General features: G+C 64.8%; 20 protein-coding genes. 11 read left to right on the forward strand and 9 right to left on the reverse strand.

The window, feature by feature from the left end; translation table 11 throughout:
• Nucleotides 1-24 precede the first annotated feature (24 nt).
• Nucleotides 25-234 (forward strand): hypothetical protein, encoded by a 210-nt coding sequence (locus JJB99_RS05710; RefSeq protein WP_200497805.1) that lies wholly within the window; start codon nucleotides 25-27, stop codon nucleotides 232-234.
• 217 nt (nucleotides 235-451) lie between these two features.
• Nucleotides 452-1603: a DUF3095 domain-containing protein gene (locus JJB99_RS05715; protein ID WP_200497806.1), complete on the forward strand. Its 1152-nt coding sequence runs from the start codon at nucleotides 452-454 to the stop codon at nucleotides 1601-1603.
• On the opposite strand, the gene JJB99_RS05720 is transcribed toward JJB99_RS05715, so the two are convergent.
• From JJB99_RS05720 to JJB99_RS05730, 3 genes are all read right to left on the reverse strand, one after another.
• Complete coding sequence (locus tag JJB99_RS05720; protein WP_200497807.1) at nucleotides 1600-2040, reverse strand: DUF2147 domain-containing protein; 441 nt, start codon at nucleotides 2038-2040, stop codon at nucleotides 1600-1602. The two genes, JJB99_RS05715 and JJB99_RS05720, sit on opposite strands and share 4 nt — an antisense overlap.
• Nucleotides 2041-2133: 93 nt before the next feature.
• Complete coding sequence (locus JJB99_RS05725; RefSeq protein ID WP_200497808.1) at nucleotides 2134-3519, reverse strand: MATE family efflux transporter; 1386 nt, start codon at nucleotides 3517-3519, stop codon at nucleotides 2134-2136.
• Between the two features lie 81 nt (nucleotides 3520-3600).
• On the reverse strand, nucleotides 3601-4128 hold the full coding sequence (locus JJB99_RS05730) for a GNAT family N-acetyltransferase (protein WP_200497810.1): 528 nt from the start codon (nucleotides 4126-4128) through the stop codon (nucleotides 3601-3603).
• 245 nt (nucleotides 4129-4373) lie between these two features.
• Between JJB99_RS05730 and JJB99_RS05735 the strand changes: the two genes are divergently transcribed.
• The 9 genes from JJB99_RS05735 (at nucleotide 4374) to JJB99_RS05770 (ending at nucleotide 11139) form a co-directional block, all read left to right on the forward strand.
• Nucleotides 4374-4970 (forward strand): superoxide dismutase, encoded by a 597-nt coding sequence (locus JJB99_RS05735; protein WP_027573470.1) that lies wholly within the window; start codon nucleotides 4374-4376, stop codon nucleotides 4968-4970.
• 143 nt (nucleotides 4971-5113) lie between these two features.
• Nucleotides 5114-5332, forward strand: a complete 219-nt coding sequence (locus JJB99_RS35985; RefSeq protein WP_210347639.1) for a hypothetical protein — start codon at nucleotides 5114-5116, stop codon at nucleotides 5330-5332.
• A gap of 2 nt (nucleotides 5333-5334) precedes the next feature.
• The gene (locus JJB99_RS05740; protein ID WP_200497812.1) at nucleotides 5335-6090 is read left to right on the forward strand and encodes a metal ABC transporter ATP-binding protein; all 756 of its coding nucleotides are present in this window, start codon (nucleotides 5335-5337) and stop codon (nucleotides 6088-6090) included.
• A 6-nt stretch (nucleotides 6091-6096) separates the two neighbouring features.
• Nucleotides 6097-6966: a metal ABC transporter permease gene (locus JJB99_RS05745; RefSeq protein ID WP_200497813.1), complete on the forward strand. Its 870-nt coding sequence runs from the start codon at nucleotides 6097-6099 to the stop codon at nucleotides 6964-6966.
• A gap of 2 nt (nucleotides 6967-6968) precedes the next feature.
• Nucleotides 6969-7832: a metal ABC transporter substrate-binding protein gene (locus JJB99_RS05750; protein ID WP_200497814.1), complete on the forward strand. Its 864-nt coding sequence runs from the start codon at nucleotides 6969-6971 to the stop codon at nucleotides 7830-7832.
• 52 nt (nucleotides 7833-7884) lie between these two features.
• Nucleotides 7885-8940 (forward strand): CobW family GTP-binding protein, encoded by a 1056-nt coding sequence (locus JJB99_RS05755; protein ID WP_200497816.1) that lies wholly within the window; start codon nucleotides 7885-7887, stop codon nucleotides 8938-8940.
• Nucleotides 8940-9959 carry a WD40 repeat domain-containing protein gene (locus JJB99_RS05760; protein WP_200497817.1) on the forward strand — a complete coding sequence of 340 codons (1020 nt, stop codon included), beginning with the start codon at nucleotides 8940-8942 and terminating at the stop codon, nucleotides 9957-9959. The genes JJB99_RS05755 and JJB99_RS05760 overlap by 1 nt, the downstream gene beginning before the upstream one ends.
• 30 nt (nucleotides 9960-9989) lie before the next feature.
• On the forward strand, nucleotides 9990-10706 hold the full coding sequence (locus JJB99_RS05765) for an MgtC/SapB family protein (protein WP_200497819.1): 717 nt from the start codon (nucleotides 9990-9992) through the stop codon (nucleotides 10704-10706).
• A gap of 100 nt (nucleotides 10707-10806) precedes the next feature.
• The gene (locus tag JJB99_RS05770) at nucleotides 10807-11139 is read left to right on the forward strand and encodes a hypothetical protein (RefSeq protein ID WP_200497821.1); all 333 of its coding nucleotides are present in this window, start codon (nucleotides 10807-10809) and stop codon (nucleotides 11137-11139) included.
• Between the two features lie 79 nt (nucleotides 11140-11218).
• Here the strand turns inward: JJB99_RS05770 and JJB99_RS05775 are convergent, their stop codons facing one another.
• The 6 genes from JJB99_RS05775 to JJB99_RS05800 form a co-directional block, all read right to left on the reverse strand.
• Entirely contained in the window at nucleotides 11219-12826 is a 1608-nt protein-coding gene (locus JJB99_RS05775; RefSeq protein WP_200497823.1) for a lyase family protein, read from the reverse strand.
• A gap of 100 nt (nucleotides 12827-12926) precedes the next feature.
• Complete coding sequence (locus JJB99_RS05780) at nucleotides 12927-14369, reverse strand: homospermidine synthase (protein ID WP_200497825.1); 1443 nt, start codon at nucleotides 14367-14369, stop codon at nucleotides 12927-12929.
• A 60-nt stretch (nucleotides 14370-14429) separates the two neighbouring features.
• Nucleotides 14430-14819, reverse strand: coding sequence for a RidA family protein (locus JJB99_RS05785; protein WP_200497826.1), 390 nt, complete (start codon nucleotides 14817-14819; stop codon nucleotides 14430-14432).
• Between the two features lie 146 nt (nucleotides 14820-14965).
• Nucleotides 14966-15553 carry a GNAT family N-acetyltransferase gene (locus JJB99_RS05790; RefSeq protein ID WP_200497827.1) on the reverse strand — a complete coding sequence of 196 codons (588 nt, stop codon included), beginning with the start codon at nucleotides 15551-15553 and terminating at the stop codon, nucleotides 14966-14968.
• A gap of 127 nt (nucleotides 15554-15680) precedes the next feature.
• Nucleotides 15681-16823 carry a type III PLP-dependent enzyme gene (locus tag JJB99_RS05795; protein WP_200497829.1) on the reverse strand — a complete coding sequence of 381 codons (1143 nt, stop codon included), beginning with the start codon at nucleotides 16821-16823 and terminating at the stop codon, nucleotides 15681-15683.
• Between the two features lie 676 nt (nucleotides 16824-17499).
• The gene (locus tag JJB99_RS05800) at nucleotides 17500-17754 is read right to left on the reverse strand and encodes a hypothetical protein (protein WP_200497831.1); all 255 of its coding nucleotides are present in this window, start codon (nucleotides 17752-17754) and stop codon (nucleotides 17500-17502) included.
• Nucleotides 17755-17772: the final 18 nt, after the last annotated feature.

Here is a 17772-nt window from a genome sequence, read left to right on the forward strand (position 1 = left end):
GTCCTAATCGACAGGGAGCCGTCCATGACCACGCAAGACATGACCGCTTCGAATCACGGCCGAGCCGAGCAGCCGGGCGCGAAGCAGGACGACATCCATTGCCCGCCGATGGCGCAGCAGAATTCCGGCGGCCACGGCCATGAAATGTATCCGCAGCAATTCGTGCGGCTTGTCGGCTGCCACGACGCGTCTCTCGAAGCATTGCGCAAGCGTGAGGACGAGAAGCTGCACTAGCCGGTCCCAGCACTCGCGGCGAGTGTTTCGACAAATCAATCCATTCGTGGGAAAAATCCAGGCGGCCTTCGGCGAGGCGGCAGATACTGCGCTCGTGCGCGGTCTTGTTGTCCGGATCATTTCAGCCAATGATCGGAACAAGGGACGTGGCCGGGCGAACCCGGATCGATCCAGCCTCGTACCTTCTCGGACGCGTCCTAACATCCGGCATCACCCGATGACATCAAGCGACTCCTTCTATGGCGGCATTCCCGTCTTCCGCGGCTTTACCAGCCTGATGGACCCCGCGCTCTATGCGCCGCTCCCGGATGACTGGAGCATCGGCGTCGCCGACATCGTGGACTCCACCAAGGCAATTGCCGGGCAGCGCTACAAGGCGGTCAACATGGCCGGAGCCGCCGTGATCGCGGCCGTGACCAATGCACTTGAGGGCCGCGAATTCCCCTTCGTATTCGGCGGCGACGGCGCGAGCTTTGCGGTCGCGCCGTCCGATCTCGAAGCCGCACGCGATGCCTTGGCGGCGACCGCGAGCTGGGTGCGGGAAGACCTCGATCTGAAGATGCGCGTCGCACTGGTGCCGGTCAGCGCCATCCGCGCGCAAGGCCTCGACGTGCGCATCGCGCGGTTCGGTCCGTCGGCGAATTTGTCCTATGCGATGTTCTCCGGCGGCGGGCTCGCATGGGCCGACGCCGCGATGAAGCGCGGCGAGTTCGCGGTCAATGAGGCACCTGCGGGCACGCAACCCGATCTCTCCGGCCTGTCCTGCCGCTTCGAGGTGATGCCGTCCGCGCGCGGTCTCATCCTCTCGGTGCTGGTAATGCCGGCGCGCGGCGCCGACCCACACGCCTTCCGCCAGGTGATCGAAGACGTCATCCACCTCGTCGATAGCAGTCCAGATGGCGGCCGTCCCGTGCCACCACAAGGACCGCCGCTGAAATGGCCGCCACAGGGGCTGGATTACGAGGCCCGCACCAAGCGCGGTGGTCCGCTGCTTGCGCGCCGCGCCAGAGTGCTGGCCTCTACGCTGTTCGTCTATCTAATCATGCGTTTCGACCTCAAGGTCGGCGGCTTCGTGCCAAAAATCTACAAGCGCCAGGTGGTCGAGAATTCAGACTTCCGCAAATATGACGACGGCCTGCGCATGATCCTCGACTGCACGCCGCAGCTCGAACGCGCGCTGAGCGAGCGTCTCGCGACTGCGGCGCGCGACGGCATCGTGCGCTACGGTCTCTACCAGCAGGATGCCGCGATGATGACCTGCTTCACGCCCTCGGCGCTGCGCAGCGATCACGTCCATTTCATCGACGGCGCAAGAGGCGGCTACGCCTCGGCGGCGACGGCACTGAAGGCGATGCTGGTGGCGAGTTAGCGTCCCGCGCGCGTCCAGGTCTCGCCGCCGCAAAGCGCGCCGACGCAGCCTTCGACCCGAAGCGAATCCGCGCCCGTGAGCGCGACGCTGCTCGCATAGGTGCTGCCGTCGTCGGCATTGTAGATCTGGCCGGACCATTTGGCCGGACCTGACGGCTGCATGCCGTTGAACAAGGGCAGGCCGATCATCGGGCGCTTCGCGAGCGCGGGATTGGGATTCTTGCTGTCGGTGGCGGGCTGGCCGGTCGCGGTGTCCATGGGCTCGCGCAGCCAGACGATATGGCCGCAGATGCCGCTGCCGCATTTGCTGATTCTGACGCGCGCATCGCCCGCCTGGGTGAGCCAGGTCCCGCTTGCATCAATGCTCTGCGCATGGGCGACCATCGCGCCAAGCAGCGCAGCCAGGATGACTGAAGGAATCGCGAATCTGCTGAACATGAAGAGCCCCGAAAATGGAGGCGCCTCCATAGCAGCCCGGCAGGATAGTGCAACGCCGATGGAATCACATTCCTGAGCTTATCTGGCCTGCGCTCATTTGCCCCAGCGTGCGAAAGCGACCGAGGCAGCCGTCGAGAGTCCGAACACCACCATGGCGCCGCCGACCAGCGCGAACAAGGTCCAGGCCGGCGCCTGCGCCGTCATCAGGCCGACGCCGCCGATCGCGACGATCAGAAGCCGCGCGGTGGAGGCCAGCACCGGGCCGCCAACGCGCGCGGCTCCTTGCGAGGAGAAGTATAGCGACACGCCCATGCCGAAGAACACGAAGGCGGGGCCCGCCCAGTGGAAATAGCTGTGCGCGGCGGCGGTGACGCCGGGATCACGCGTGAACAGCGACACCCACAGCGCGGGATCGAGCGCGACGGCGAGGCCGATCAGGCCGACGGTCAGTCCGGAGGCTGCAGCCGCGGTCCAGGCCACGCGCCTTGCGCGCTTGATATGTCCGGCGCCCATCGCCATGCCGACCATCGGCACCGAGGCGATGCCGAAGGCGAAGGTGATCGGGATCAGCAGAAATTCCAGCCGCGAGCCGATGCCGTAGCCGGCCAGCATCTCGGTGCCGAAAGTTGCCAGTATTTTTGTGAAGATCAAAATGGTGAGCACGGTCTGGAGCGGCGACAGGCAGGCCACCGCGCCGACTTTGAGAATGTCCAGGAACATGGCGCGCTCGAAATCGAATGCGCGAAAATTCAGCGGCAGCCGGCTGCGGCCGGACAGGAGATACCAGAGGAAGAAGAAGGCGGCGCAGCTGAACGCGATCAGCTGGCCGGCGGCAACACCGGGCATGCCGAATTGCTTGACGCCGAACAGGCCGAGCCCGAGCGTGCCGCCGACCGCGATTTGGAGCACGCTCGCCCCGATCAGCGTCATCGAGGGCAGGCGCATGTCGCCGGTGCCGCGGATCACCGAAGCCAGCGTGTTGACGAGCCAGATCGCGACCGCGCCCGAGAACAGCACCTGCGAATAGCCGCAGGCCTCCTCGAGCACGCGCTCGCGCCCGCCAAGCAGCGTAAAGAACGAGCGCCCGAAGGCGAGCATCATCACCGTGAAGAACAGTCCGCCGGCAAGACCGATGATCGCGGCATGCAGCGCCAGCGTCGCCGCGCGGTCCCGATCCCCGGCGCCGAGCGCGCGGCTGATCGCGGACGAGACCCCGCCGCCCATCGCGCCCGCGCTCATCATCTGCGTCAGCATCGCGAACGGAAACACCAGGGCGATGGCGGCGAGCGGGAGGGTGCCGAGCCGGCCGATATAGGAGGTCTCGGCGATCGCAACCAGCGTGCTGCCGACCATCGCCACCATGTTGGGGATCGCAAGCCGCAGCAGCGTCGGCAGGATCGGTGCCGTCAGCAGGCTGGCAATGGGGGAGGCGACGGCGGCACGCGGCGGCGCGGCGTCTATAGGGGCGTCGATCGTCATGTGTCACCGCGCGATATGAGATGATGATCGACATACTATAGGATGGCCGGTGTCCGCGCCAGCCCTCCGTTCACGCAGGGCTCACCAGGGCAGCCCGCATAGGTCGATGGTGCCGAGCGTCGGCGCGCGGACGATGTTTAAGACATAGGGCGCCATGTACTCGAAGCGGATCCGCCCCTCCGGCTGCTCGCAATAGACCTCGCCCTTGAAGGGCAGCCAGTTGCGGGCCTCGTAGAACGCAAAATTGTGCGGCTCGCAGAACAGCAGCGCAAAGCGAACGGCCTCGTTGGCGCGCATGGTATGGATGGCCGCGTCGATCGCCAAGGTCGCATAACCGCGGCGGCGGCGGTCCTCACGTGTAGCGACGCCGCCGATGCCGCCGACATGGACCTTCTGTCCGTTCCAGGTGATGGTACGGAAATAGACGCCAACGTGGCAGACGAGGCCATCCTCCGGGGTCTCCAGCAGGACGCGGAGATGGGCATTGTCCCATTTGACGTGAGCCCAAGGCTTGCCCGCCACCATGTGCGGGCCCCAAACCGCCTGATGCAGCGGCTCTGCGATCGGCCACGAGGCATCCCCGTTCAGGATGTCGATTTCGATGCTCATGGCGTGGTCCTTTGTAGCTCCGCTTCGCGGCGCATTCGTTCTGTCATAAGCGCTTCAATGGCAATGATATTTTGCGTCGAGCCGTCACGTCTGCAGCGAATGTCTGCGTGCTGCGTCGATTTTATGCAATCCGGCCCAGCGGTCGCATCACGCGTTTTCGCAAATTGGCGGTATTTAACGGCCGCGGAACCTTCTATAAGAGTGACCGTTAAGCCTCGTTCCCCATCAGTTGCGGACAACAAGCCATGACCTTCACGCTGCCCCCACTCCCCTACGCCTATGACGCCCTTGGCCAGTACATGTCGAAGGAGACGCTGGAATATCATCACGACAAGCATCATCAGGCCTACGTCACCAACGGCAACAACGCGCTCAAGGGGACCGAATGGGAAGGCAAGTCCCTTGAGGAGATCGTCAAGGGCTCGTTCGGCAAGAACCCCGCGGTGTTCAACAATGCCGGCCAGCACTACAACCACATCCACTTCTGGAGCTGGATGAAGCCCAATGGCGGCGGCACCAAGCTGCCGGGCAAGCTCGAGAAGAAGATCAACGAGGACCTCGGCGGCTTCGAGAAGTTCAAGACCGACTTCCAGGCGGCCGGCGTCGGCCAGTTCGGCTCCGGCTGGTGCTGGCTCCAGGTCAAGAACGGCAAGCTCGAGATCTCCAAGACCCCAAACGGCGAGAATCCGCTGGTGCATGGCGCCACCCCGATCCTCGGCTGCGACGTCTGGGAGCACTCCTACTACATCGACTATCGCAACCGCCGTCCGGACTATCTGAAGGCGTTCGTCGAGAACCTCGTGAACTGGGAATACGTCGAGTCCCTGTTCGAGAAGGCCTGAATCGTTACACATTCCGGGTTCGGCTTCGTCGCCGAGCGATGAATCGAAAAGGCGGCTGCTCAAGCGGCCGCCTTCTGCTGTGCGGAATTCACCGCTCCCCCGGGACGTGGACAAGCGTAATGTTATAATATAACGTCTGCGGCATGGTTCCCGCCGCGTCCCCCGCCCATGAGCACGACCATACCCAAGGCCATTCGCACGGGCACGACCACACCCATGCCCATGTCCATGACGCGGCCTCGCCACATCCGGCCCAGGACGCGCCCTGGTCGATCCTGCGCATGACCATGGCCGCGCGCCTTGCGGCTGCTGCGGCCGTCTGCGCCGTGCTCTGGGCCATGGTCTTCCTGGCGATGAGGTGACCATGGCCGCGCTGCATTTTCACAACGTCACGCTCGGTTATGACCGCCATCCGGCCGTGCACCATCTCAACGGCGAGGTCGCATCCGGTGCACTGGTCGCTGTGATCGGGCCGAACGGCGCCGGCAAGTCGACGCTGCTGCGCGGCATCGTCGGCATCCTCAGGCCGCTGGACGGCAGCATCCATCTCGGCGGGCTCGATAGCCGCGACATCGCCTATCTGCCGCAGAGCGCGGAGATCGACCGCAGCTTTCCGATCTCGGTGTTCGATTTCGTCGGCACTGGGCTGTGGCGCGAGGCCGGCCTGTTCGGCGGCATCGGCAAGGCCGCGCGCGAAAAGATCCTCCGGGCGATTGCGTCCGTGGGCCTCAGCGGCTTCGAGAATCGTCCGATCGGCACGCTCTCGGGCGGGCAGATGCAGCGCGTGCTGTTCGCACGCGTGCTGCTCCAGGATGCGCGCCTGATCGTGCTCGACGAGCCCTTCAACGCCATCGACAGCAAGACCATTGCCGATCTGCTCGCATTGGTAAGGCGCTGGCACGCCGAAGGCCGAACCGTGCTCGCCGCCCTGCACGACATGGAGATGGTGCGCAACCATTTCAGCGAGACTTTGGTGCTGGCGCGCGGCCCCGTGGCGTGGGGACCGACGGTGGAGGTGCTGACGCCGGAAAATCTGATGGTCGCGATGCGGATGTGCGAAGCGTTTGACGACAGCGCGGCGGCCTGCGCGGCCGATGACGCCAGCTCGCGGGCGGCTTGATATCCGATGATCTATGACGCGTTGATCGGTCCGTTCACCGAATTCGAGTTCATGCGGCGCGCGCTCGCCGCCGTCATCGCGCTGGCGCTGGCCGGCGCGCCGATTGGCGTGTTCCTGATGCTGCGGCGGATGAGCCTCGTCGGCGACGCCATGGCGCACGCGATCCTGCCCGGCGCCGCGGTGGGATTCCTGCTCTCGGGTCTCAACCTGTTCGCGATGACCGCCGGCGGCCTGATCGCCGGCTTTGCCGTTGCGATTCTTGCCGGCGTGGTCGCGCGCTCGACCGGGCTGAAGGAGGACGCCTCGCTCGCGACCTTCTATCTGGCCTCGCTGGCGCTCGGCGTCACCATCGTCTCGATCAAGGGTACCAATGTCGACCTGCTCCACGTGCTGTTCGGCAACATCCTCGCGATGGACGACCAGACCTTGCTGGTGGTCGCCTTCAATGCCACCGTAACGCTGCTGGTGCTCGCGGTGATCTATCGGCCGCTGGTGATCGAGAGCGTCGATCCCTTGTTTTTGCGGACCGTGAGCCGAGCGGGAGGACCTGCGCATCTTGCCTTCCTCGCGCTGGTCGTGATCAACCTCGTCAATGGCTTTCAGGCGCTCGGAACGCTGCTCGCGGTGGGATTGATGATCCTCCCGGCCGGCATCGCGCGGTTCTGGTCGCGCGATCTGACGGTGATGATCTGCATCGCGGTCGTTGCCGCCGCCGTCTCGGGTTATGCCGGGCTGGTGCTGTCGTTCCAGACCCGCGTGCCGTCGGGCCCTGCGATCATCCTGGTCGCGACGGTGCTCTACATCGTCTCGGTGCTGTTCGGCCGTGTCGGCGGCGTCGTCAGGCAGCTGTTTCCCGGCCGGCATCTGGAAGCGTGACGATGCGCTTCCTTCTGCTCTCCGTCCTTCTGCTGATCGCTTCACCGCTGCATGCCGCCGAGCGGCTCAACGTCGTCGCGAGTTTCTCCATCCTCGCCGATTTCGTCCGCAATGTCGGCGGTGACCGCATCGATCTGACCACGCTGGTCGGCGCCGACGGCGACGTCCACGTCTACACGCCGGCGCCAGGCGATGCGAAGCGGATCGCGGCGGCGAAGCTCGTCATCGTCAACGGGCTCGGGCTCGAAGGCTGGCTGCCGCGTCTGGTGCAGTCTGCAGGCAGCAAGGCGCAGGTAGTCACCGTCAGCGACGGCATCGCGCCGCTGAAGCTCGGTTCGGCGGCCGATCCGCACGCCTGGCAGTCGGTCCCGAACGCAAAGATCTATGTGACTGACATCGCCAATGCGCTGGCCGCAGCGGACCCCGATAACGCCGAGTTCTTCCGCGACCACGCCAAGGCCTATCTGGAACAGCTCGAAGCCCTCGACCGCGAGGTCCGCGAGGCCATTGGAAAAATCCCGCCCGAGCGGCGCAGGGTGATCTCGACCCACAACGCTTTCGGCTATTTTGCTGCCGAATACGGCGTCCAGTTCATCGCGCCCGTGGGCGTCTCCACCGAAACCGAGCCCAGCGCGCGGGACATCGCCGCGATCATCGGCCAGATCCGGGCCGCGAGGATCCCGGCCGTGTTCCTGGAAAATATCAGCGATGACCGGCTGATCCGGCGGATCGCGGCGGAGACCGGGGCAAGGGTCGGCGGGACCCTGATTTCGGACGGTTTGACCGGCGAAAAGGGGCCCGCACCCACTTACATTGACATGGTCAGGCACAATATAAAGGCCCTGACCAGCGCGCTTGACCATTAGGGCAGGGGCCACCCCGCCTCGCGTCGCGCGACCAGCCCGACCCGGAGTAGTTATGTCTGAAGCGACCTCCCCAAAAATTCCCGTGACCGTCCTGACCGGCTACCTCGGTGCCGGCAAGACCACGCTGCTCAACCGCATCCTGTCGGAAAACCACGGCAAGAAATACGCCGTCATCGTCAACGAATTCGGCGAGATCGGCATCGACAACGACCTCATCATCGGCGCCGATGAGGAAGTGTTCGAGATGAACAACGGCTGCATCTGTTGCACCGTACGCGGCGACCTCGTCCGCATCATGGACGGATTGATGAAGCGCAAGGGCAAGTTCGACGCCATCATCGTCGAGACCACCGGCCTTGCCGATCCGGCGCCGGTGGCGCAGACCTTCTTCGTCGACGAGGACGTGCAGAAGAATGCGCGGCTCGACGCGGTGGTGACGGTTGCCGACGCCAAATGGCTGTCCGACCGGCTCAAGGATGCGCCCGAAGCCAAGAACCAGATCGCCTTTGCCGATGTCATCGTGCTGAACAAGACCGATCTCGTCACCAAGGGAGAGCTTGCCGAGGTCGAGGCGCGCATCCGCGGCATCAATCCCTATGCTAAGCTGCATCGCACCGAGCGCTGCTCGGTGGCGCTGGCCGACGTGCTCGACCGCGGCGCGTTCGACCTCGATCGCATCCTCGACATCGAGCCGGACTTCCTCGAAGCCGGCGATGATCATGACCACGATCATCACCACGATCACGACCATCATCACCACCATGATCACGGCCAAGGTCATGGTCATGGCCTGAAGCACTATCACGACGAGGACATGCAGTCGCTCTCGCTCAAGACCGACAAGCCGCTCGATCCCAACGTGTTCATGCCCTGGCTGCAGAACCTGGTGCAGGTCGAGGGCGGCAAGATCCTGCGCTCCAAGGGCATTCTCGCCTTCCACGATGACGACGACCGCTATGTGTTCCAGGGCGTCCACATGATGCTGGAGGGCAACCACCAGCGGAAGTGGAAGGACGGCGAGCCGCGCGAGAGCCGCCTCGTCTTCATCGGCCGCGAATTGCCGGAAAAGGCCATTCGCGAGGGTTTTGAGAGCTGCATCGTCTCGTGATGAAAGAGTTTACGCCGGCGCCAGAGTCCGCCTCGATCGTCTCCGTCACCGACCGCGTCAAGCCTGTTACGCTCAGCATGGGCGTGACCTCGGTGCATTTCCTGGCCGACCGCGCCGCATTCGTCGGCGGCGAGGAGAATGTCGCGTTCGTCGATAGCCAAGGCGAAATCACCACCGTCGCCGTGCACAGCGGCGGCATTCTCTCCACCGCCTCCGACGGCAAGCGCCTCGTCATGGGTGGCGACGACGGCAAGGTCGTGTCGCTCGATGCCAAGGGCGAGGTGACGCTGCTTGCGACCGACCCGAAGCGGCGCTGGATCGACGCGGTGGCGTTGCACGCCGACGGAGCCTTCGCCTGGTCGGCTGGTAAGACCGCGACGGTCAAGAGCGGCAAGGCCGAGGAGAAATCGCTCGATGTGCCCTCAACCGTCGGCGGCCTCGCCTTCGCGCCGAAGGGCCTGCGGCTTGCGATCGCCCATTACAATGGCGCGACGCTGTGGTTTCCGAATATGGAAGGCTCGGCCGAATTCCTGCCCTGGGCCGGCTCGCATCTCGGCGTCACCTTCAGCCCTGACAACAAATTCCTGGTCACCTCGATGCACGAGGCAGCCCTGCACGGCTGGCGGCTCGCCGACAACAAGCATATGCGCATGACCGGCTATCCCGGCCGGGTCCGCTCGATGTCCTGGAGCGCGGGCGGCAAGGGGCTGGCGACCTCGGGCGCCGACACCGTCATCGTCTGGCCATTCGGCAGCAAGGACGGCCCAATGGGCAAGGAGCCCGCGATGCTCGCGCCGCTGCAGGCGCGGGTGTCTGTCGTCGCATGCCATCCCAAGAACGACATTCTCGCCGCCGGCTACAGCGACGGCACCGTGCTGATGGTGCGACTGGAGGACGGCGCCGAGATCCTGGTGCGCCGCAACGGCACCCCGCCCGTCTCCGCGCTCGCCTGGAACGCCAAGGGCACGCTGCTGGCCTTCGCTGATGAAAATGGGGATGGCGGCCTGCTGGAGCTTTAATCTGTCATCGTTCCGACCGTATAGGGGGCCATGCGGTTTCTGACCACATTCCAGCTTGCCGACTTCGCGGACACGCTGATCAGCCTGCTCACGGCTTTCGTGCTGGGCACGCTGATCGGCGCCGAGCGGCAGTACCGGCAGCGCACCGCCGGCCTGCGCACCAACGTGCTGGTCGCGGTCGGCGCCGCTGCCTTTGTCGATCTCGCCATGCACCTGACCGGCGCTGACGGAGCGGTGCGGGTGATCTCCTACGTCGTCTCCGGCATCGGCTTCTTAGGGGCCGGCGTCATCATGAAGCAGGGTATGGACGTGCGCGGACTCAACACCGCGGCGACGCTGTGGGCCTCGGCCGCGGTCGGCTCCTGCGCAGGCGCCGACATGGTCGCGCAGGCCGTTGCCCTGACCGTGTTCGTTATCGCCGGCAACACGCTGCTGCGTCCGCTGGTCAACGCCATCAACCGCGTCCCGCTGAACGAGAAGGCGTCGGAAGCGACCTACTATTTCAAGCTTGCGGTCGCCCCCGACGCCTTGCCCGACATGCGCGACCGTCTTGTCGACAAGCTCGAGGCCGCGCAATATCTGGTGGCCGATGTCGAGGTCGCCGAGATCGGCGAGGACAATCTGGAAATCGTCGCAAAGCTGGTCGCAAGCGCGGTCGACCCGAACGAGCTCAACGCGGTGGCGACCGATCTCCAGCACCTCCCGGGCGTGCGCCACGCGACCTGGGAAGTCAGCACGACGGAGTGAGCGCGGCGTTTTGGCGCGCAATAGCGGGTTCCCGCTTTCCCCGATACGGAACCGCAGTCCGGCAATTTCGTTGGTCCCGCAGACAAAGGCGGTGATCGACATGCCCGGCCAAGATGACAAGCGCAGACTGAAGCTCGACCTGACAATCGCCTGTTCGCTGTTCGCTGCAGGCCTCGTGATATCGGTGATGTCGCTCGCCCAAATTCGCGCCGAGAGCCGGACGCAGCTGGCGCAGGCGACGCAGCCGCTGCAAGGCACGCCGTCCGACGAACAGAGCAAAACACCCGCGGAAGCCAAACCCGGAGGCGATCGGCCAACGACGCCGGCCCCGGAGCCCGCGCGCCCCGATCCGCAGACCCAGGGCGCGGCGACCAAGCCGGCATTGCCGCCGGCTCCGGCCGAGAAGATCGCGCCGCCAATCAAGGACAAGTAGCCGCGACGGCCGGCCTATTCTGACGCGACAACTGATGCCGACTTAATGATCTCGCCTCGGCGCGCGCCCCGGTCCGCCGCTAACGCACCGGGTCGTTCGGCAAGAGCGCCGCAAACGCCTGATCGAGCGCGGTATCGGCCTTCGCGAGCTTGTCGCGCTGGGCGGCAAGCCAGAGCTTGTCGGCATCTAGGCGCTGCTGAGCCAGCTTGAGCATGCGTGCAGTCTCCTCCGGCTGCGGACCGCCGACCCCCTTGGTGTGCGCCACGATCCATTCCGGTGACATCACCTCCCTGAATTCGGCCTCGCTCATCGGGAAGGGCCTCGCCGGCATGTTGAATTTGGCAAGCGTCTTGGCGAAGAGGTCAGTCACTTCGCTGAACGGTATGGTCTTGGGCGTGAGATCCAGCGGCCGCGCATAGCTGACCATCTGTGAAGCGAAGCCATGCCCGACGCGGAACGGGATCTGGTGCGCCTGCAACAGTAGCTCGGCGAGGTTCATTGTCGAGGTCCAGTCGCTCTCCAGCTCTTCCTTGGCACGGGCCTTGTTGACCACGATCGCATCGAACACCCGGTCGGTCGCGGTGACCATCTTGATGGCACGCGGGAACAGGCCGATATCCTCGGACTGGGCCTTGGAATCGACCATGCCCGACGTGACGTTGTGAGCGCGGATCGATACCGCCCCCGACAGCCCCACCACATCTGAAGCTGCAATCCTCGCCTGCATGATCAGACCCGGATTGCGCTTCTGTGGCATCGAGCTGCTGGTGTAGGTCGAGCCCTCCTGCAGCAAAAGCCACGGTCTCACCTCGGCGTATTGCGTATGCAGGTCCTGCATCATCACGCCGATGCGGATGGCGGCCGAATTGGCGATCGCGGTGGCCTCGAGCTGGTTGTCGAATGGGATCACCTGGTTGGCGTCCATCGAATTCTCGACGATGCCGTCAAAGCCGAGCAGTTGGGCGAGACGCGTGCGGTTCAGCGGCCAGATCGAGTCGGACATGACGCCAACGCCCATCGGGCTGAGGTTGAGTCGGCGATAGGCCTCGCTGATGCGCTGCTGGTCGCGTTCGAACGATTCCTCATAGGCCAGCAGGTAGTGACCATAGGTGATTGGTACCGCCTGCACGCCGTTGGTGTAGCCTGGCATCAATGCATCGAGATTGTCGGCCGCCTTGGCGAGCAGTTTGCCGCGCAAGCCGAGCAACGCTTCGGCAAAATCCAGCGTCTGGTTGCGTAATTTGGCAGCGCGATAGGTCGCGTACATGTCCTGACGGCTGCGCCCGGCGTGGATGACGGAGGCCTCCTCGCCGACCTTGTCGGTCATGATCTTCTCGATCTGAAGGACGTCGCTCGGGCGCTTGCCGTCGGGCTCACGCGCCTGGCGGATCGTGTAGTCCACGCCCCCGGCGATCAACTGGCCGGTATTTTTCGGGAAGATGCCTTCCTCCACCAGCGTCACGGTGGAGGCCTTGTTGATCTTGTTGAGCCAGTAGAACTGGTCCTCTGCTGCGTCCGAATTGCTGGTCGATGGCTGCGCGGCGCTCGGGGCGTTGGCGCCGATCTTGGCGGCGTTTTCGTTGCATTCCTGCGTGGTCTTGCAGGGCAACTGACCGGTGTCCGCGGCCAAGGCGTGGGACGCGATCAGGAGGCTGACGCCTCCCGCGATGCAGGCGATATGATTCATGTGGACCTTCCGGTTGCCGTGCGACCGGGCGGCTGGTTAGCATCCGGGCGGCCGGAAGGCTATTAGCCTCCCGTTCGTTGCGGCTCGGACAGGTGCGCCCTCAGCGCACCAGAATGTTCTTGAACTGCCAGGGATCGCTGGTGTCGATGTCCTCCGGGAACAGTCCGGGACGATCCGTCAGCGGCGTCCAGTCGGTATAAAAGCCCTTCACCGGGCCGAGATAGGGCAGCTGGATTTCCAGCAGGCGATCGAAATCCATTTCGTCGGCTTCGACGATGCCTTCGTTCGGGTTTTCCAGCGCCCACACCATGCCGCCGAGCACGGCGGAGGTCACCTGCAGGCCGGTGGCGTTCTGATAGGGCGCAAGCTTGCGGGTCTCTTCGATCGAGAGCTGCGAGCCGTACCAATAGGCGTTGTTGTCGTGGCCGAACAGCAGCACGCCGAGCTCGTCGATGCCGTCGACGATCTCGTTCTCGTCGAGGATGTGGTGCTTCTCCTGCATCTTCCCGGCGCGGCCGAACATTTCATGCAGCGACAGCACGGCATCGTCGGCCGGATGATAGGCGTAGTGGCAGGTCGGCCGGTAAACCGCCTTGCCCGATGCGTCGCGCACCGTGAAGTAGTCGGAGATCGAGATCGACTCGTTGTGGGTGACGAGGAAGCCATATTGCGCGCCGCGGGTCGGGCACCAGGTGCGCACGCGCGTGTTGGCGCCGGGCTGCATCAGATAGATGGCAGCGCCGCACCCGGCTTCGTGGGTCCGCGCATTCTCCGGCATCCATTTTTCATGGGTGCCCCAGCCGAGCTCCGACGGCTGAACGCCCTCGGACAGGAAACCTTCCACCGACCAGGTGTTGACGAAGACATCAGGCTCCTTCGGCGTCTTGGAGCGCTGGGTGTCGCGTTCGGCGATGTGGATGCCCTTGATGCCGGCCTGCCGCATAAGGTCCGCCCATTCGGCCTTGGTCTTCGGCCGGGGTGCATTGAGCTTGAGGTCGGCGGCAACATTGAGCAGCGCCTGCTTGACGAAGAAGGAGACCATGCCGGGGTTGGCGCCGCAGCAGGAGACGGCCGTGGTCGAGCCCGGAGGGCGCGCCCGCTTGGCGGCCAGCGTCACCTCGCGTAGCGCGTAGTTGGAGCGCGCTTCCGGACCCTTGGATTTGTCGAAGTAGAAGCCGAGCCAGGGCTCGTTGACGGTGTCGATGTAGAGCGCGCCGAGCTCGTTGCAGAGCTCCATGATGTCGGTCGAGCCGGTGTCGACCGAGAGATTGACGCAAAAGCCCTGGCCACCGCCTTCGGTCAGCAGCGGCGTCAGCAGCTCGCGATAATTATCCCTGGTCACGCCCTTCTGGATGAAGCGCACATTGTGCTTCTCGCAATGGGCCTTGCGACCCTCGTCCTTGGGATCGATCACGGTGATGCGCGACTTGTCGTAATCGAGATGCCGCTCGATCATCGGCAAGGTGCCTTTGCCGATGGAGCCGAAGCCGACCATGACGATGGGACCGGTGATCTTCGCGTAGATCTGCGAGGGAGGGCTCATGGGATAGATTCTCCGGAAAGTGCTGGCAGTGAAGGGGTGGATCAGGCGCTGCGGCGCTTTTCAGATGCTGCGGCGCTTGGCGGTGACTTCGATCTCGACCTTCATCTCGGGCTTCGCGAGGGCGGTGACGACCAGCAACGTCGCCGCCGGCCTGATGTCGCCGAGGACCTCGCCGCAGACGACGAAGTGGGCATCGATGTAGCTCGCGTCAGTGACGTAATAGGTCGCACGGACGATATCGGCCATCTCGAATCCGCCCTCCTTCAGGGCGGCTTCGATGGTCTTGAAGCAGTTGCGTGACTGGCTCGTGACATCGGCCGGCATTGTCATAGTCGTGTAGTCATAGCCGGTGGTTCCCGCGACGAAGGCGAAATCGCCGTCGATCACGGCGCGGCTGTAGCCGGCGGTCTTCTCGAAAGGGGAGCCGGTGGAGATCAGGCGACGGGACATGCGTTTGGGCTCGACTGAAAGGGGAATGTCGTGGGGTTAAAAGGCGTTTCCGGAGCCCGCGCAACCCCAAAGGAAGTGAGCTTGGCGCAGGCGCGGCTGGACGTTGCCGCTCACGCGGCTTGGGTCGTCGCCATCATGGCAATCCCTTAGGCCGCGTGCGCGTGGAGGGCGCGAACCGCCCTCCGTTTGGGCAGGGCCGCGCCGGTCGGGACGATCATTCCCTCGGCGCCGTCGAGCGCGCCCTCGGTGAACTCGATCGCCAGCAGGCGGTCGCGCTCGAACGGCCCGGGCAGCGACAGCGCGCCGGTCTTGTCCGCCGAGAAGCCGAAGCGGGCGTAATAGGGCGCATCGCCGAGCAGGATCACGGCTTCATGCCCGCGTGCTCGGGCGGCGGCGAGCGCTTGATGCATCAGCGCGGCGCCGATCCCGAGCTCGCGACAGGCAGGGTCCACCGCCAGCGGTCCGAGGACCAGAGCGGGCCTGCCTCCAGCGCTGACGTGCCACAGCCGCACGGTTCCCACGAGCGTCCCCTCGCGCACGGCCGACAGGGCAAGGCCTGCGGCAGGTGCGCGCCCGTCGCGGAGGCGCTGGCAGGTGCGGCCGTGGCGGTTCTCGCCAAAGCAGGCATCGAGCAGCGCTTCACGCATCGCGACGTCGGCAGCACGTTCGCTGCGGATTGCGAACGGAGCGGCTTTCGAGTTGAGGGCGATTTGTGGCTTCCGAGGAGCAGTCATGGCGCGTCAGTCCCCGCTTGAGCCGGCGCGCGCGCGGCGCGCCGATCCAAGACGTCGTCAGATCGAAATGTCAGGGAGGAGCCGGCAAGCCGGCTCCGGGTTCGTCAGGCCTCAGAAGAGAGGCAGCTTAGATATGGTACGTCTTGAGCGGCGGGATGCCGTTGAACGCCACCGCCGAGTAGGTCGACGTATAGGCCCCGGTGCCTTCGATCAGCAGCTTGTCGCCGATCTCCAGCGTGACCGGAAGCGGATACGGGTTCTTCTCGTACAGCACGTCGGCGCTGTCGCAGGTCGGACCTGCGAGCACGCACGGGGTCATGTCTGCGCCGTCATGGGGGGTGCGGATGGCGTAGCGGATCGACTCGTCCATGGTCTCGGCGAGACCGCCGAACTTGCCGATGTCCAGGTACACCCAGCGCACCTCGTCCTCGTCGCTCTTCTTCGAGATGAGCACGACCTCGGATTCGATGATGCCAGCGTTGCCCACCATGCCGCGGCCCGGCTCGATGATGGTCTCCGGAATCTGGTTGCCGAAGTGCTTGCGCAGCGCGCGGAAGATCGAGCGGCCGTAGGTCACGACCGGCGGCACGTCCTTCAGGTACTTGGTCGGGAAACCGCCGCCCATGTTGACCATGGACAGGTTGATGCCGCGCTCGGCGCAGTCGCGGAACACCTGCGAGGCCATCGCCAGCGCGCGGTCCCACGCCTTCACCTTGCGTTGCTGCGAGCCGACATGGAAGGAGATGCCGCACGGCTCCAGCCCGAGGCGCCTGGCGACGTCGAGCACCTCGACCGCCATCTCCGGGTCGCAGCCGAACTTGCGCGACAGCGGCCATTCGGCGCCGGCGCAATCATAGAGGATACGGCAGAACACCTTGGCGCCGGGAGCGGCACGGGCGACCTTCTCGACCTCGGCGGTGCAGTCGACCGCGAACAGGCGGATGCCGAGCGCGAAGGCGCGCGCGATGTCGCGCTCCTTCTTGATCGTGTTGCCGAAGGAGATGCGATCGGGCGTCGCTCCTGCGGCCAGCGCCATCTCGATCTCGGCGACCGTCGCGGTGTCGAAGCAGGAGCCCATCGAGGCCAGCAGGGACAACACTTCCGGCGCCGGATTGGCCTTGACGGCATAGAACACGCGGCTATCGGGCAGCGCCTTGGCGAAGCTCTGGTAATTGTCGCGCACGACCTCGAGGTCGACGACGAGGCACGGCTCGGTGTCCCGGCCCTCGCTGCGGCGGTTGCGCAGGAATTCCTGAATACGTTCGGTCATAGCACTCTCCCAAACGGCCCAGCGACGGGGATCCGTTCAAAAAATTGCGTCGGATATGAGCACCCCGGCCGGATCGCGCGATGGAGGCGCGACGAAGCCACGAGACTCAAACCAGACTGTGCTGCCGTGGATTGGTTGGGAATTTCCCGCCCGCACACCTGGCAATGAAGGACAAGCCTTTTCAGTAGCCCGCGCCGGCGTTGGACTGCCGGTAGAGACCAAAAAAGCCCGATCCGTCGTTGCTTTAAGTCGCGTCCCCCGTTGAGAGCGGGGTGCGCCGGTTCGCCTCCGGCTGCCAGTCACGGTTGCAAGAAGTGAAGTCACCTTCGACAAGGCACCTCTTGAGAGAGATGCTGGACGCTCCGGGTTTGCCTTCAGTCTTCCGGCGATGAGCCTTCCGACTTCCGCACTTCCGAAGAGCCCCTCGGCTTCTTCACCCCTTGGCGGCTGTCCGGCCTCTTGTCCGGATACCTACCGACTGACACACGACCACAGGCACGTGCGAAATTGGGCAAGAACGCACATAAGGGTTTTGAATCGCGATCGCAAGAATTTTTTTAGGCTGCGGACAGAATTGCCTAACATCCGCTTGCGCGGTGTTGCGCGAGCGACGCGGAAGATGAATGCGCGTTAAGTTTTCTGTGTCGCGCGCGTGTCTCTCACGCGCGTGCGCGCGTCAGCCGCGCTTGGTGAAGGGCTCGACGCGCTGAGCTGCGCGGATGAAGGCGGTCATCACGAGCACGCCGAGCGCGAACAGCACGGCCTGGATTATGTGCGCGCCCTGGTCGCCGAGCCCGATCAGGATCGCGAGCGCCCAGCCGCCGGCGAAGGCCGCGCCGAACACCTCGGCGCCGATCAGGATCGCGGCGCTGATGACGGTGATGACGCTCGGCCAGACGATCCGGCGGGAAGACGAGGAAGGCGCGTTCATGAGGCTTTAGGTCCGTGG

The organism is Bradyrhizobium diazoefficiens, from assembly GCF_016616235.1.
GTDB lineage: Bacteria > Pseudomonadota > Alphaproteobacteria > Rhizobiales > Xanthobacteraceae > Bradyrhizobium > Bradyrhizobium diazoefficiens_H.

Excerpts from the sequence above, each read along its gene's own strand:
- JJB99_RS05715 (WP_200497806.1), top strand. The coding sequence starts at position 452 with ATGACATCAAGCGACTCCTTCTATGGCGGCATTCCCGTCTTCCGCGGC.
- JJB99_RS05790 (WP_200497827.1), bottom strand. The coding sequence starts at position 15,553 with ATGACTGCTCCTCGGAAGCCACAAATCGCCCTCAACTCGAAAGCCGCT.
- JJB99_RS05800 (WP_200497831.1), bottom strand. The coding sequence starts at position 17,754 with ATGAACGCGCCTTCCTCGTCTTCCCGCCGGATCGTCTGGCCGAGCGTC.
- JJB99_RS05765 (WP_200497819.1), top strand. The coding sequence starts at position 9,990 with ATGCGGTTTCTGACCACATTCCAGCTTGCCGACTTCGCGGACACGCTG.
- JJB99_RS35985 (WP_210347639.1), top strand. The coding sequence starts at position 5,114 with ATGGTTCCCGCCGCGTCCCCCGCCCATGAGCACGACCATACCCAAGGC.
- JJB99_RS05740 (WP_200497812.1), top strand. The coding sequence starts at position 5,335 with ATGGCCGCGCTGCATTTTCACAACGTCACGCTCGGTTATGACCGCCAT.
- JJB99_RS05770 (WP_200497821.1), top strand. The coding sequence starts at position 10,807 with ATGCCCGGCCAAGATGACAAGCGCAGACTGAAGCTCGACCTGACAATC.
- JJB99_RS05760 (WP_200497817.1), top strand. The coding sequence starts at position 8,940 with ATGAAAGAGTTTACGCCGGCGCCAGAGTCCGCCTCGATCGTCTCCGTC.
- JJB99_RS05785 (WP_200497826.1), bottom strand. The coding sequence starts at position 14,819 with ATGTCCCGTCGCCTGATCTCCACCGGCTCCCCTTTCGAGAAGACCGCC.
- JJB99_RS05730 (WP_200497810.1), bottom strand. The coding sequence starts at position 4,128 with ATGAGCATCGAAATCGACATCCTGAACGGGGATGCCTCGTGGCCGATC.
- JJB99_RS05710 (WP_200497805.1), top strand. The coding sequence starts at position 25 with ATGACCACGCAAGACATGACCGCTTCGAATCACGGCCGAGCCGAGCAG.
- JJB99_RS05750 (WP_200497814.1), top strand. The coding sequence starts at position 6,969 with ATGCGCTTCCTTCTGCTCTCCGTCCTTCTGCTGATCGCTTCACCGCTG.
- JJB99_RS05720 (WP_200497807.1), bottom strand. The coding sequence starts at position 2,040 with ATGTTCAGCAGATTCGCGATTCCTTCAGTCATCCTGGCTGCGCTGCTT.
- JJB99_RS05780 (WP_200497825.1), bottom strand. The coding sequence starts at position 14,369 with ATGAGCCCTCCCTCGCAGATCTACGCGAAGATCACCGGTCCCATCGTC.
- JJB99_RS05725 (WP_200497808.1), bottom strand. The coding sequence starts at position 3,519 with ATGACGATCGACGCCCCTATAGACGCCGCGCCGCCGCGTGCCGCCGTC.
- JJB99_RS05775 (WP_200497823.1), bottom strand. The coding sequence starts at position 12,826 with ATGAATCATATCGCCTGCATCGCGGGAGGCGTCAGCCTCCTGATCGCG.
- JJB99_RS05735 (WP_027573470.1), top strand. The coding sequence starts at position 4,374 with ATGACCTTCACGCTGCCCCCACTCCCCTACGCCTATGACGCCCTTGGC.
- JJB99_RS05795 (WP_200497829.1), bottom strand. The coding sequence starts at position 16,823 with ATGACCGAACGTATTCAGGAATTCCTGCGCAACCGCCGCAGCGAGGGC.
- JJB99_RS05745 (WP_200497813.1), top strand. The coding sequence starts at position 6,097 with ATGATCTATGACGCGTTGATCGGTCCGTTCACCGAATTCGAGTTCATG.
- JJB99_RS05755 (WP_200497816.1), top strand. The coding sequence starts at position 7,885 with ATGTCTGAAGCGACCTCCCCAAAAATTCCCGTGACCGTCCTGACCGGC.